Origin of the sequence: Streptomyces sp. 1222.5, from assembly GCF_900105245.1 — a bacterium.
GTDB classification, from domain to species: Bacteria; Actinomycetota; Actinomycetes; order Streptomycetales; family Streptomycetaceae; genus Streptomyces; species Streptomyces albidocamelliae.
Genome location: NZ_FNSZ01000001.1, coordinates 7,702,421 through 7,715,854, shown reverse-complemented (window position 1 = coordinate 7,715,854; position 13,434 = coordinate 7,702,421). Strand labels below are relative to the sequence as shown.

Sequence of the window (13,434 nt, the reverse complement as noted above, 5' to 3'; positions counted from 1 at the left end):
GCGGCGGTCAGGGTGCCTGGTCGCGGAAGCGGTCGCGCAGGTCGCGCTTGAGGATCTTTCCGCTGGCGTTGCGCGGCAACTCGGGCACGAACAGCACCTTTTTGGGCGCCTTGAAGGCGGTGAGCCGCTCCTTCACGTGGGTGATCAGCTGGTCCTCGGTCACCTCGCCGCGCGCGACGACGACCGCGGTGACGGCCTCGATCCACCGCTCGTCGGGCAGACCGATCACGGCGGCCTCGGCGACCGCCTCATGGGTGTAGAGGGCGTCCTCGACCTGACGTGAGGCGACCAGCACGCCACCGGAGTTGATGACGTCCTTCACCCGGTCGACGATCGTGAGGTAGCCGTCGGCGTCGCGCACCGCGAGGTCGCCGGAGTGGAACCAGCCGTCCCGGAAGGCGTCGGCGGTCTCCTCGGGCCTGTCCCAGTAGCCCTCGCACAACTGCGGTGACCGGTAGACGACTTCGCCCGGTGTGCCGTCGGGCACGTCCGCGCCTTTGTCGTCGACCACCCGGGCGTCCACGAACAGCACGGTCCGGCCGCACGAGTCCAGTCGGCCCTCGTGCTCGCCTGGGCCGAGCACGGTGGCGAGCGGGCCGATCTCGCTCTGGCCGAAGCAGTTGTAGAAGGCGAGCTCAGGCAGGCGTTCCCGCAGCCGCTCCAGCACGGGCACCGGCATGATGGAGGCGCCGTAGTAGGCCTTGCGCAGGCCGCCGAGGTCGCGGGTGTCGAAGTCGGGCCGGTTCGCCAGGCCGATCCACACGGTCGGCGGTGCGAACAGGCTGTCCACGCGGCCGGATTCGATCAGGTCGAAGAGCCGGTCGCCGTCGGGCGCGTCCAGGAGGATGCTGGTCGCGCCGACGGCGAGGTAGGGCAGCAGGAACACGTGCATCTGCGCCGAGTGGTACAACGGCAGTGCGTGCACCGGCCGGTCCCCGGCGCTCAGGTCGAGGGCCGTGATGGCGCTCAGGTACTCGTGCACGAGGGCCCGGTGGGTCATCATCGCGCCCTTGGGCCGGGCCGTGGTGCCGGAGGTGTAGAGCAGCTGCACCAGGTCCTCGGTGCGCGGCTCGGGCCCGTCGTACGGCGGTGTGTCCGGCAGCCGGGCGAGCAGTGAGTCCTCACTGTCCCGCAGCGGCAACCGCCGTACCCCGTCCGGCAGTCGCGCCGCCAGACCCGGGTCGGTGAGCACCAGCGAGCTGCCGGACTGGACGACGAGGTAGGCCAGGTCCTCGCCGGTGAGGTTCTGGTTGACCGGCACATGGACCAGGCCCGCGCGGGCGCAGGCGAGGAACCCGATCAGATAGGCGTCGGAATTGTGGCCGTAGGCGCCGACCCGGTCGCCGGGCACGAGGCCCTCGGCGAGCAGCACGGCGGCCGCGCGGGAGACGGCGTCGTCGAGTTCCTCGTAGGTCCATCTGCGCGTGCCGTACTCCACCGCGACGCGCGCCGGGGTGCGCCGGGCGCTGCGTCGCAGGACCCCGTCGACCGTGCTGCCGTGTCCCTGCATCATGACAGCCGATCCTCGGCCCACCGGCCGTACCGGTCAAGGACCGGGCCCCGGGGTTCGGGCCGGTCCCGCGCCGAGGGGCCACCGGGCGTGGCCCGTCCGCCCGCTGGCGCGCCGGTCACACCGGTCGGGTGCGGCCCTCCCAGTACGGCTCCCGCAGGCGCCGCTTGTACAGCTTGCCGTTGGGGTCGCGGGGCATCTCCTCGATGAAGTCGATGGTGCGCGGCCGTTTGTAGCCGGCCAGCCGGCCGGCGCAGTGCGCGAGCAGCGCGGCCGTCAGGTCCGGTCCCGGTTCGTGCCCGGGGGCCGGTTCGACGACGGCCTTGACCTCCTCGCCCCAGTCGTCGTGCGGGATGCCGAAGGCGGCGGCGTCGGCGACGGCCGGGTGGGCGAGGAGCGCGGATTCGATCTCGGCCGGGTAGATGTTCACCCCGCCGGAGATGATCATGTCGATCTTGCGGTCGCGGAGGAAGAGGTAGCCGTCCTCGTCCAGGTAGCCGAGGTCGCCGACGGTGAAGAAGTCGCCGATGCGGTTCTTGCGGGTCTTGGCCTCGTCCTTGTGGTACTGGAAGCCGCCGGTGCTCATCTTCATGTAGACGGTGCCGAGTTCACCGGGTGGGAGCCGGTTGCCGTCGTCGTCGAAGACCGCGAGTTCGCTGATGGGCCAGGCCTTGCCGACGGTGCCGGGCTTCTTCAGCCAGTCCTCGGCGGTGGCGAAGGCGCCGCCGCCCTCGCTGGCCGCGTAGTACTCCTCCACGCAGTTCCCCCACCAGTCGATCATGGCACGCTTGACGTGGTCGGGGCAGGGCGCGGCGCCGTGGATGGCGTGCCGCATGGCGGAGACGTCGTAGCGGGCCCTGACCTCGTCCGGGAGGGCCAGCAGCCGGTGGAACTGGGTCGGGACCATGTGGGTGTGGGTGCACCGGTGGGTGTCGATGAGCCGCAGCATGTCCTCGGGGGTCCACTTGTCCATCAGCACCAGGCGGTGGCCGATGTGCAGGGAGGCTCCGGCGAACTGCAGGACGGCGGTGTGGTACAGCGGCGAGCAGACCAGGTGGACGTTGTCGTCGAACGGCCGGATGCCGAAGATGCCGAGGAATCCGCCGAGGTAGGCCTCCTCGGGCGTCCTGCCCGGCAGCGGGCGGCGGATGCCGCGCGGGCGTCCGGTCGTACCGGAGGTGTAGTTCATGACCCAGCCGAGTTCTCGTCCGTCCGGGGCCGACGGGGGCCGGCCGTCGAGGAGCCGGTCGTACGGCTGGAAGCCCTCGACCGTGCCGACCGCGTAGCGGTGGGCCGCCGGGAGGCGGGCCTCGTCGGCGGCGGCGCGGGCCGCGGCGGCGTACCGCTCGTGCGCGATGAGCACCTTGGCGCCGGAGTCGGCGACGATCCAGGCGATCTCGGGTCCCACCAGGTGGTGGTTGACGGGGACGAGGTAGAGGCCGGCCTGGCTGGCGGCCAGGTAGGCGGTGAGGAACTCGACGCCGTTGGGCAGGACGACGGCGAAGGCGTCGCCGCGTTCCAGGCCGGCCGCGCGCAGCCCGTGCACGAGCCGGTTGGCGGCGGAGTGCAGGCGTCCGGCGGTCCACTCCTCGCCGTCGGGGTCGACGAGGACGGTGCGGTCGGGGTTCTGGGCCGCCTGTGCCCAGAACCCGGCGGGGGGTGTGCTCACGACTGGCCGCTCCTTCCGGCGATGCGGTTGATGCGGTCCACGGCCTGTTCGAAGCCGCGGGTGAGGTCGTCGAAGACGGCCTGGACGCTGCGTTCACTGGTCATCCGGCCGACGATCTGGCCGACGGGCGTGCCGAGCAGCGGCTCGACCTCGTACTTCTGGATGCGGGAGACGGCCTCGGCTACCAGCAGGCCCTGCAACGGCATGGGCAGGGTGCCGGGGCCGGCCGGGTCGTCCCAGGCGTCGGTCCACCCGGTGCGCAGCTGTCGTGCCGGTTTCCCGGTCAGGGCGCGGGAGCGGACGGTGTCCCCGGACCCGGCGGCGAGGAGTTTGCGGGTCAGGGCGGCCGAGTGCAGGTCGGCCTCGGTGGTGGTGAGCCAGAGGGAGCCCAGCCACACCCCTTGGGCGCCGAGGCTGAGGGCGGCCGCCACCTGCGGGCCGCTGCCGATGCCGCCCGCCGACAGCACAGGGAGCGGGTCCACGGCCTCCACGACCTCCGGGGTCAGCACCATGGAGGCGATCTCCCCGGTGTGGCCGCCGGCCTCGTAGCCCTGGGCCACGACGATGTCGATGCCCGCCTCCTGGTGCTTGCGGGCGTGCCGGGCGCTGCCGGCGAGCGCGGCGACGAGCACTCCGCGGTCGTGGGCGCGGGCGACGACGTCGGCGGGCGGGGAGCCGAGGGCGTTGGCGAGCAGCTTGATGGGGTGGTCGAAGGCGACGTCGAGCTGGCCGCGGGCGACCTGCTCCATCCACCCGGTGATGCGCCACCCGGACGCCTCTCCCTCGGCCAGCTCCGGCACGCCGTGCCGGGCCAGGGTGTCCCGTACGAACCGGCGGTGCCCTTCCGGGATCATCGCCTCCACGTCCGCTTCGCCGACGCCCTCCACCTTCTTGGCGGGCATGACCACGTCCAGCCCGTAGGGCCGCCCCTCGGCGTGCGCGTCGAGCCAGTCGAGATCGCGTGCGAGTTCGTCGGGGACGGTGTAGCGGACCGCGCCGAGCACGCCGAAACCGCCGGCGCGGCTGATGGCCGCGGCGACGGCCGGGAACGGCGTGAAGCCGAAGACGGCGTGCTCGATTCCCAGGCGCTTGCTCAGCTCCGTCTGCATGGGCGCAGGATGCCGTAGCCGTCCGGCGGACGGAAGACCTTTTCTGATGGGTCGTCAGATCAGGTTGGGGCTACCGGTACTCGACCCCTTCCCCTGTCGGCGCGGCGGGGGCGGTCCGCGGGTCCGACGCCGCGCGAGTCGCATGCTTGACGGAACCTGTGGACTTTTGACGCTTGGTAATCCCGACGACGCACCAGGCGCGGAGAAGACGAAGCAGCCTCCCCTGTCGACGCGGTACCGGAGCACCCTCGACGGCTGGCGGGCCATCTACCGGATCCGGTCCGAGTTCCAGCTCGCCATGCTGGCTCTCGCCGTCAACCTCGCGCTCTTCCCCGTCTTCGCCGTCCTGCTGCCCGCGCTCACCCGCCGTTCCTTCCCTGACGACACCTGGCTGATCGGAGTCGCCGAGGCCGCGTTCGGCGTGGGACTGCTGCTGGGCAGCACCGGGCCGGTCGCCCGCCGCACGCGAGGCAGGACCACCCGCTTCACCACGGTGATGGCCGGCTTCACCATCACCGGGCTCTCGATTCTCGCCGGCGGGATCGCCGCCGCCTCGATCACCGACCACCCCGTCGTCCTGGCCGCGGCACTCGCCGTCAGCTTCCTCATCGGCGGCGTCGGCCTCATCATGATCACTGTCACCAACTCCACCGTGCGGGTTCTGGCCACTCCCGCCGGCATGCGCAACCGTGTCACCGCCAGCGTCGCCTTCCTGTCCGGCCTGGCCATTCCGATCGGCAACCTGCTCGGCGGATTCCTCGCCGAACACCTCGGTGAGGGACCCGGCATGGCCGTGCTCGGCCTGGCGATCCTCGCCGCGACCGCCGTCGGCGCCTTCAGCCCCGACCTGCGCACCGTCCTGACACTGCCCGACGACGGCATCCCGGACGCCTACGCCCGGCTGTACCCGCACGCCTTCCCCCAGGAGAAAGCCCTATGACCACCGCCCCCGCGGACCCCTCGGCCATCCGCTTCCCGGAGGTCCCCGCCGACTTCTGGGAGCAGCAGGCCCTCCAGGCCACCGCCGACTGCACCCGTCCCGCCGTCCTCCCGGTTCCCGACCCCTCCGGCCGCCTGTTCCGCATGGAGGACGTCCTCGAACTCGGCGCCAGCAACCTCAACGCCGGCGACGTGTCCGTGAACGTCGACGGGGTCCTCCTCAAGAACCCCGAACTGCCCGGCACCCCGCCGACGAACGTCGCGGAATTCGAGCGATACCTCGCCGACCTGGCAGCACGGAACCAGGCCGAGGCCGTCACCTACACCCGTGACTACTGCCTGCGGCACTCCGACCGCGTAGCGATGATGACCCGCTCGTTCATCAGCGGCTTCGTGGACCGCCGAGGGATCCCCGCACCGGGTATCAACGTCGTCTACATCGCGGGGCACTACCAGGAGACCTGGATCGGTCTGCACAACGACTGGTGCAACACCTTCCTCGTGCCGGTGCACGGGCGAAAGAAGATCATGCTCTGGGAGCCGGGCTACTTCGCCGACAAGGGGCTGGAGGAGAAGGCCGCCTTCAACGGGATCTGCTTCGGTCACGTCGACGTCGCCCCCTACGCGGCCGATGCCCTGGTCCTCGAGGCCGAACCCGGCGAAATCCTCTTCATCCCCGAGAACTGGTGGCACTACAACCAGCTGCCCTCCGCGGAGACCAGCCTCGCCCTGTCCATCGGCGTGTTCAGCAACGGCACACCCGCGGCGGCGTTCCAGCCGGCCATCAAGGCCGCGCTCCAGATGCCGCAGTTCAATGAGCGCGCCGAGTCGCCTCCCCGCCTGCCCGGCGGTGTCCTCACGTCCTTGGCCGACGTCGAACTGCCCGCCCACGCCGAAGCCCTCCTGCAGGCCATTCGCGACAGCCTCACCGTGCACCATCTCGCCCGCTCCACGTCCAGTGGCGTCATCGGCGGTGGCGGAGCACTCCGCGAAGCGCCCGAACTGACAGCGGACAGCGTCCTGCGCGGTCGCGCGGACAGCCCGGTCGTCCTGTTGCGCACGGGCGACGGTACGGGCCTGCTCTTCGTCCTCGGCGGGATGAGCCGCCAGCCCGACGCCGCCCACGTCACCCTCCTGGTGGAACACCTCACCGCGGGCAGGCCCTTCCGCCTGGAACAGGCGATCGCCCGACCCGACCACGCCCAGGCCGTCACCGCCCTCGCCCGATCGCTGTACGAACGTGGAGTGGCCGACCTGGTCGGCGGGCAGGACGTCGTCGGCTGACGGACCGTCCGACGCGACGACGGCAGTCGCACGCCTCGTTGACACGGCGCCCGCCTGACCGGAAAGTTTCACCGTGCAGGGCAAGCCCCGAAAGATACTTTCAGACGGGAGGCCGCGCGATGGCGGAGGACCTGACAGGCGGACGGGCGGACGGCATGACACGTCGTCAGATCGTGGCGGGAGGACTCGCGTCCGGTGGCGCGCTGGCCCTGGCCGCGCTTCCCGCGGGCCCCGCGGCCGCGGCTCCCGCCCGGGGGCGCCCGACGCTGCGCCACGGCTCGCCCGAACGCGCCGGGCTGCTCCCCGCCCATCTGCGGCAACTCGTCGTTGACGCGGAGACGTTCCTCGGTCCCTCCCCCAAGCATCCGTGGTACGCCGGTGCCGTCCTGCTGGCGGGGCGCGGCGGCACCGTGGCCCTGCACGAGCCGATCGGGTCTGCGGTGCGCTACGCGTCGTACGACGAGAAGACCGACACCGGCGTCGAGTTCCCGCCCGACCAGCGGCTCGCGACGACCCGGGACACCGTCTTCGACCTGGCTTCCGTCTCCAAGCTGTTCACCTCGCTCCTCGCGGTGCAGCAGATCGAGCGGGGCGCGCTGGAGCTCGAGGGGAAGGTCGCGGCGTACGTCCCGGAGTTCGGCGCCGCCGGCAAGCAGGACGTGACCGTCCGCCAGCTGCTGACGCACACCTCGGGGTTCCGTGCGTGGATCCCGCTCTACGAGGCGCCGACGCACGAGGAGAGGCTGCGGCGGATCTACGCCGAGGCGCCGCAGAACCCGCCCGGCAGCACGTACCTCTACTCGGACCTGAACATGATCTCCCTCCAGCTGGTGCTGGAGCGGATCACCGGCCGCACCCTGGACGTGCTCCTGCGCGAGGAGATCACCGGGCCGCTGGGCCTGCACAGCACGCGCTACAACCCGCCCGCCTCCTGGAAGCCGCGGATCGCCGCCACCGAGGACGCGCGCAGACCCTGGTCCGGCCTGGACCGCGGGCTGGTGTGGGGCGAGGTGCACGACGAGAACGCGTACAGTCTCGGCGGGGTGGCGGGGCACGCCGGGGTCTTCTCGTGCGCGTGGGACCTCGCCGTCCTGGGCCGTACGCTGCTCAACGGCGGCTCCTACGGCCGAACCCGCGTGCTGCGCCCGCAGTCGGTGCGGTTGATGTTCACCGACTTCAACACCGCCTTCCCCGGCGACGAGCACGGCCTCGGCTTCGAGCTCTACCAGCACTGGTACATGGGCGCGCTGGCCACCCCGCGCACGGCCGGCCACACCGGCTTCACCGGCACCTCGCTCGTGCTCGATCCCACGACCGACTCCTTCCTGGTCGTCCTCGGCAACTCGGTGCACCCGGTGCGCACGTGGCGGTCCGGGTCCGCGCCACGCGTCGCCGCCGGGAACCACCTGGCCCGCGCGGTCCCGGTCCGGCCGGCGCGGGGCCGTACGGCATGGTTCTCGGGCATGGCGAGCGGCACGTCCGCGACGCTCGCCCTCCCGCCGCTGGACACCTCCCCCGGCACGGCCCGACTGCGCTGCGCCCTGTGGTGGGACACCGAGCCCGCGTCCGACGCCCTGGTACTGGAGTCCACCACGGACGGCGGCACCACCTGGACGCCGGTCCCGTTCACCAGTTCCCGCCGCGGCGAGGACGCCGAGGACCATCCGTCGGGCGCGGTCACGGGCTGGTCGGGGCGCGTCTGGCACCGGGTGACCGCGTCCCTTCCGGCCGACCCGCGCCTGACGCTGCGGTGGCGGTACACCACCGACCGGTCGTACGTCGGCCGGGGCGCCTACGTCGACGCCCTGCGCGTGGAGGCGGGCCGGGCGGTGCTGTTCGACGGGGCGCGTCCGGCGGACACGGCGCGCATCACGGCCGCCGGTTGGGAGCCGTCGGCCGAGTGAACGGCCGGGAGGCGGCGGTCAGTCCCGCTCCAGCACGGCCATCGCCGCGTTGTGCCCCGGCACTCCGCTCACCCCTCCTCCGCGTACGGCGCCCGCGCCGCACAGCAGGACGTTGGTGTGGGCGGTCTCCACGCCCCAACGGCCGGCGTCCTGCGCTGCGTACGGCCAGGACAGCGCCCGGTGGAAGATGTTGCCGCCGGGCAGCCGCAGGTCCCGTTCGAGGTCGAGCGGGGTCTTCGCCTCGATGCAGGGCCGGCCGTCGGCGTCGGTGGCCAGGCAGTCCGCGAGCGGTTCGGCGAGGTGGGCGTCGAGCTGGGCGAGGGTGGACTTCAGCAGTTCCTCGCGGACGCCGTCGTTGTCCCGGTCGAAGAGCCTGGCCGGGGTGTGCAGGCCGAAGAGGGTGAGCGTCTGGTAGCCGCGCCCGGCGAGTTCGGGGCCGAGGATGGTCGGGTCGGTCAGGGAGTGGCAGTAGATCTCCGAGGGCGGCGCGGCGGGCAGTTCACCGGCGGCGGCCTGGGCGTGGGCGGTGGCCAGCTGCCGGTAGCCCTCGGCGATGTGGAAGGTGCCGGCGAACGCCTCGCGGGGGTCGGTGTCCGGGTCGCGCAGCTTCGGCAGCCGCGTCAGCAGCATGTTGACCTTGAGCTGAGCGCCCTCGGCCGGTTCGGGCGCCGCGCCACCGGTCAGGACGGCCAGCTCCTGCGGGGAGGCGTTCACCAGGACGTCGCGGGCGACGGCGACGCCCTCGCCGTCGGCGGTGCGGAAGGTCACCTCGGCGGTGCGTCCGTCGGTGTCGATCCGGATCGCCTCGTGACCGGTGGCGATGACGGCGCCCGCCGAGCGGGCGGCCGCGGCGAGTGCGTCGGTGAGGGCGCCCATGCCGCCGACGGGCACGTCCCAGTCGCCGGTGCCGCCGCCGATGACGTGGTAGAGGAAGCAGCGGTTCTGGGCCAGGGAGGGGTCGTGGGCGTCGGCGAAGGTGCCGATCAGCGCGTCGGTGAGGACCACCCCCCGGACCAGGTCGTCGGCGAAGTTCTCCTCCACGGCGACCCCGATCGGTTCCTCGAACAGGGTCCGCCACGCGCTGTCGTCGTCGATGCGCCGGCGCAGTTCGTCGCGGGTGGGCAGCGGCTCGGTGAGGGTCGGGAAGACGCGCTGGGCGACCCGGCCGGTCATGCCGTAGAAGCGCTGCCAGGCCTCGAACTCGCGCTCGCCGCCCGTCAGCCGGGCGAAGGCCTCCCGGGTGCGCTGCTCGCCCCCGCCGACGAGAAGCCCGGTGGGCCGCCCCTCCCGTTCCACCGGGGTGTAGGAGGAGATGGTGCGGGAGCTCAGGCGGAGGTCCAGCCCGAGGTCGCGCAGGATCTTCCGCGGGAGCAGGCTCACCAGGTACGAGTAGCGCGACAGGCGTGCTTCGACACCGGCGAAGGGGCGGGTGGAGACGGCGGCGCCGCCGGTGTGGTCCAGGCGCTCCAGCACCAGCACCGAGCGGCCGGCCCGGGCCAGGTAGGCGGCGGCGACCAGTCCGTTGTGGCCACCGCCCACGATGACGGCGTCGTACGCGTGGGTTCCCTCGTCAGCAGGCATGGTTCTTCGTAACACGCGGTGATCCACGGCGGCCAGAGGCGGGTCCGCGCGGGTGGGTCGGGGCCCTTCCCCGACTCGCCGCGGCCGGCGTCCGTCAGCTGCCGTTCGAGGGAAGGTGGTGGCGGCGTACCACGACGCCGCGGCACACCTCTCCGGCCTCCGGGGCGCGGCCGAGGCGCTTCAGACAGTGGGCCTCGTCGTCGCGGGCCGCGAGGGTGTCCGGATGGTCCGGGCCGAGGATCCGCTGACGGCTGGCGGCGACCCGCCGGTACTCGCCGAGGGCGTCCGCCCAGCGGCCCAGCCAGCCGAGGGCGACGGCCACCTCGCGGCGGCTGACCAGCGTGTCGGGATGATCCGCGCCCAGCAACCGCTCCCGCAGCGCCCACACCTCGCGGGCCTCGGTCAGCGCGTCCTCCCGGTGTCCCAGCCGGCCGAGGTGGACGCCGAGACCGTGCCGGGCGCGCAGGGTCTCGGGGTGGGTGGGACCCTGCACCCGGGTGCGGTCCACGATCAGGTCGCGGTAGACGCCGAGGGCGTCCGCGCTGCGCCCGAGCCGGCCGAGGCTGAGCGCGGTCTCGTAGCGGGCGGCGAGGGTGCCGGGATGGTCGGCGCCGAGTACCCGCGCCCTGGTCCGGGCGACCTCCCGGTAGGTGTGCAGGGCCTCCTCCCAGCGGCCGGACTGGCCCAGCGCGTGGGCGACCTCGCAGCGGGAGGCCAGTGTGTCGGGATGGTCCGGGCCGAGCAGCCGGGTCCGGGCGGCGGCCACCTCGCCGGCCATGCGGCAGGCGTCGGCCGGCCGCCCCAGCCGGCCCAGCGTGCAGGCCAGGTTGTGCTTGCAGCGCAGGGTGTCCGGGTGCTCGGGGCCCATGGCGCGCTCCCGCGCGTCCAGCACCTCGCGGTAGGTCCGCCGGGCCTCCGAGTGACGGCCCAGCCGGCCCAGGGCGTACGCGGTCTCCTGACGCGAGGCGAGCGTGTCGGGATGATCGAGGCCTAGCACCCGGGCCCTGCTCCCGGCGACTTCAGCGAACGCCGCCAGCGCCTCGGCGGCCCGGCCGCACCGCAGCAACGCCACGGCGACGTCATGACGCGCCGCCAAGGTCTCCGGATGCTCCGCACCCAGCACCCGGCCCCAGCCCCCGGCGACCTCCCCGAACGCCGCCAGCGCCTCGGCGGCCCGGCCGCACCGCAGCAACGCCACGGCGACGTCGTGACGCGCCGCCAGGACATGGGGGTGATGCGGGCCCCGGAGGGCGGCGCGTTCGGCGGGCATGGTCAGGTGCGCCTCGTCCGTGTCCGGCCGGCGTCCCTGCCCGGCGGGCAGGACGCCCTCGGTGTGCCGTGCGGCCGGAGGGGCGACGGTTTGCGTCGACGGGCCGTCGAGCGGGGCCGCCGGCTCGGCCCACCGGCCGGTCAGAGCGGCCCCGGGGTCCGGGGGCAGGGCGCGCGGGCCCGCACCGACCGCCTTGTGGCCGGTGGTCATGCCCTGGCTCCAGGACGGCAGGCGGCCTTCGCCCCGAAGGTCCGGCGGCGGGAGCGGGAACGTGGGGACGACGGCGGCCCGGAGCCGGTGGCTGGACTCCGGTGCGCGGTACGGCGATGGGGGTGGGAAGGCGGCCCCGGCCCGTCCCTCCTGGATCCGGCCGCTCAACTCCTCCGCGTCGTAGGGCCGTTCCGCGGGATGCTTGGCCAGCAGGTCGAGGATGATCCGGTCGAGGTACGCGGGCAGTTCGGTGCGCAGTTCACGGGGCGGCCGGGGCGCGGTGTCACGGTGGCCGATCAGGATCGCCCAGGCGTCCTCCAGGTCGAACGGCGGTACGCCGGTGGCGATCTCGTACAGCACGCACCCCAGCGAGTACAGGTCGCTGCGCTGGTCGACCGCGTCGCCGCCGATCTGCTCGGGGGACATGTAGTGCGGGGTGCCGAGGGCGACCCCGGTGCCGGTCAGCCGGGCGGTGAAGCCGATGTCGTGGCCGAGGCGGGCGATGCCGAAGTCGCAGATCTTCACGGTGCCGTCGGTCAGCAGCACGATGTTGGCGGGCTTCAGGTCCCGGTGGACTATGCCCTGGCGATGCGTGTACGCGAGGGCCGCGGCAATCTGCCCGGCGATGTCGGCCACCGCGTCCACGGGCAGCGGATGCCCCTTGCCGTCCTCCAGAAGCCGGCTCAGGTCGCGTCCTTGCAGCAACTCCATCACCAGATAGGGCACTCCGCCGTCCTCGCCGAAGTCGTGGACGACGGTCACCCCGCGGTGCGAGAGCGCGGCGGCCACCCGCGCCTCGCGGCGGAACCGCTCCCGCAGCACCCCGCCGAGGGACGGATCACGGTGCGGGCCGAGCGGTTTGAGACGCTTGACCGCCACCTGCCGGCCCAGGCGCTCGTCCCTGGCCCGCCACACCTCGCCCATCCCGCCGCGCCCGATCAGGTCCAGCAGCCGGTACCTGCCCTGGACAAGTCCGTTCTCCCCCATAGCGATCCGCCGCCCCCGTCGCCGTCCGCCCAGCATCCGGAGAACCGTCACCGGACCGCGCACGACCGTGTCCGGTCGTCCCGGTCCGTGACACACCCCCCTGCCCGTCCAGTATGGCGGCCTATCGCCCGACTTTGTACGGTGCGGGACGGGCGTCGGGGCCGAGCCTCGCCATCGCCCGCAGGATGTGTTTGGGCGGCAGCTGCCAGCGCACACGTGCGGGGACGTGCCGCAGGACGGCACCCGTGGCCCGTAGCCTGCGGGTGACGACGGCCGGTGCGGGGGCGGGTCTGCCGTACAACTCGTGGGCGTACGGGGGCAGAGCGGCGTACGCCAGATGTGCCACGCGCCGCCACAGCACCGCGCGCGCCGGGACGAGGAGCGGATGCGTCGGCGGACGGAGCAGGAAATCGTCCACCGCGCGTGCGTCGGCTCCCGCGGCGAGTTCTTGCCGTACCCGCTCGAAGTAGGCCGCCAGTTCCGCCCGGTCAGCCGGCACGGCCGCGGGGTCGAGGCCCACCAGGCGGGCGCTGACGCGATGTTCGGCGAGATACCGGTCGGCCTGCGCGTCCGTGAGCGGGAACCCGGAGCGGCGCAGGACGTGCAGATAGGAGTCGATCTCCGCGCAGTGCACCCACAGCAGCAACTCGGGCTCGTCCACGCCGAACCGCTCACCGGAGCCCGGGTCGGTCGCTCCGAGCCTGCTGTGGATCTTCCGCACGCGGGCGCCGGCGCGTTCGGCGGCGTCGGTGGTGCCGTACGTCGTGGTGCCGACGAAGTCCGCGGTGCGCATCAGCCGCCCCCAGGCGTCGCGCCGGAAGTCGGAGTTCTCCATCACGCCGCGGACCGCGCGCGGGTGCAGGGCCTGGAGGTAGAGCGCGCGGATGCCCGCGACCCACATCATGGGGTCGCCGTGCATCTGCCAGGTCACGGAGTTCGGCGTGAACAACCCGGGGTCGCCCATGCCCGCA

9 protein-coding genes are annotated in these 13,434 nt (G+C 73.0%); 3 read left to right on the top strand and 6 right to left on the bottom strand.

From position 1 onward, the window contains the following. Nucleotides 1-7 precede the first annotated feature (7 nt). The 3 genes from BLW57_RS34920 to BLW57_RS34910 all read right to left on the bottom strand — a co-directional run bounded on the left by BLW57_RS34920 (nucleotide 8) and on the right by BLW57_RS34910 (nucleotide 4,288). Nucleotides 8-1,513, bottom strand: coding sequence for an acyl-CoA synthetase (locus tag BLW57_RS34920; RefSeq protein ID WP_093479696.1), 1,506 nt, complete (start codon nucleotides 1,511-1,513; stop codon nucleotides 8-10). Nucleotides 1,514-1,628: 115 nt separating this feature from the next. Then, the gene (locus BLW57_RS34915; RefSeq protein ID WP_093479695.1) at nucleotides 1,629-3,179 is read right to left on the bottom strand and encodes an acyl-CoA synthetase; all 1,551 of its coding nucleotides are present in this window, start codon (nucleotides 3,177-3,179) and stop codon (nucleotides 1,629-1,631) included. After that, nucleotides 3,176-4,288: an NAD(P)H-dependent flavin oxidoreductase gene (locus tag BLW57_RS34910; RefSeq protein ID WP_093479694.1), complete on the bottom strand. Its 1,113-nt coding sequence runs from the start codon at nucleotides 4,286-4,288 to the stop codon at nucleotides 3,176-3,178. The genes BLW57_RS34915 and BLW57_RS34910 overlap by 4 nt, the downstream gene beginning before the upstream one ends. Before the next feature lie 166 nt (nucleotides 4,289-4,454). On the opposite strand from BLW57_RS34910, the gene BLW57_RS34905 reads away from it, so the two are divergent. The 3 genes from BLW57_RS34905 to BLW57_RS34895 all read left to right on the top strand — a co-directional run bounded on the left by BLW57_RS34905 (nucleotide 4,455) and on the right by BLW57_RS34895 (nucleotide 8,415). Further along, nucleotides 4,455-5,228: an MFS transporter gene (locus BLW57_RS34905; protein ID WP_093479693.1), complete on the top strand. Its 774-nt coding sequence runs from the start codon at nucleotides 4,455-4,457 to the stop codon at nucleotides 5,226-5,228. Then, nucleotides 5,225-6,511, top strand: coding sequence for a cupin-like domain-containing protein (locus BLW57_RS34900; protein ID WP_093479692.1), 1,287 nt, complete (start codon nucleotides 5,225-5,227; stop codon nucleotides 6,509-6,511). The genes BLW57_RS34905 and BLW57_RS34900 overlap by 4 nt, the downstream gene beginning before the upstream one ends. 155 nt (nucleotides 6,512-6,666) lie before the next feature. Continuing rightward, a complete protein-coding gene (locus BLW57_RS34895; RefSeq protein ID WP_371127822.1) occupies nucleotides 6,667-8,415 on the top strand; it encodes a serine hydrolase domain-containing protein in 1,749 nt (582 codons plus the stop codon). Nucleotides 8,416-8,433: 18 nt separating this feature from the next. Here the strand turns inward: BLW57_RS34895 and BLW57_RS34890 are convergent, their stop codons facing one another. From BLW57_RS34890 to BLW57_RS34880, 3 genes are all read right to left on the bottom strand, one after another. After that, complete coding sequence (locus tag BLW57_RS34890) at nucleotides 8,434-9,996, bottom strand: phytoene desaturase family protein (RefSeq protein ID WP_093479690.1); 1,563 nt, start codon at nucleotides 9,994-9,996, stop codon at nucleotides 8,434-8,436. 94 nt (nucleotides 9,997-10,090) lie between these two features. After that, nucleotides 10,091-12,463 (bottom strand): serine/threonine-protein kinase, encoded by a 2,373-nt coding sequence (locus tag BLW57_RS34885; protein WP_093479689.1) that lies wholly within the window; start codon nucleotides 12,461-12,463, stop codon nucleotides 10,091-10,093. Nucleotides 12,464-12,584: 121 nt separating this feature from the next. Then, nucleotides 12,585-13,427: an oxygenase MpaB family protein gene (locus tag BLW57_RS34880; RefSeq protein ID WP_093481045.1), complete on the bottom strand. Its 843-nt coding sequence runs from the start codon at nucleotides 13,425-13,427 to the stop codon at nucleotides 12,585-12,587. Nucleotides 13,428-13,434: the final 7 nt, after the last annotated feature.

Bases quoted from the DNA above. Each gene is read 5' to 3' on its own strand.
- BLW57_RS34890 (WP_093479690.1), bottom strand. From the start codon at position 9,996: ATGCCTGCTGACGAGGGAACCCACGCGTACGACGCCGTCATCGTGGGC.
- BLW57_RS34880 (WP_093481045.1), bottom strand. From the start codon at position 13,427: ATGGGCGACCCCGGGTTGTTCACGCCGAACTCCGTGACCTGGCAGATG.
- BLW57_RS34885 (WP_093479689.1), bottom strand. From the start codon at position 12,463: ATGGGGGAGAACGGACTTGTCCAGGGCAGGTACCGGCTGCTGGACCTG.
- BLW57_RS34895 (WP_371127822.1), top strand. From the start codon at position 6,667: ATGACACGTCGTCAGATCGTGGCGGGAGGACTCGCGTCCGGTGGCGCG.
- BLW57_RS34910 (WP_093479694.1), bottom strand. From the start codon at position 4,288: ATGCAGACGGAGCTGAGCAAGCGCCTGGGAATCGAGCACGCCGTCTTC.
- BLW57_RS34900 (WP_093479692.1), top strand. From the start codon at position 5,225: ATGACCACCGCCCCCGCGGACCCCTCGGCCATCCGCTTCCCGGAGGTC.
- BLW57_RS34920 (WP_093479696.1), bottom strand. From the start codon at position 1,513: ATGATGCAGGGACACGGCAGCACGGTCGACGGGGTCCTGCGACGCAGC.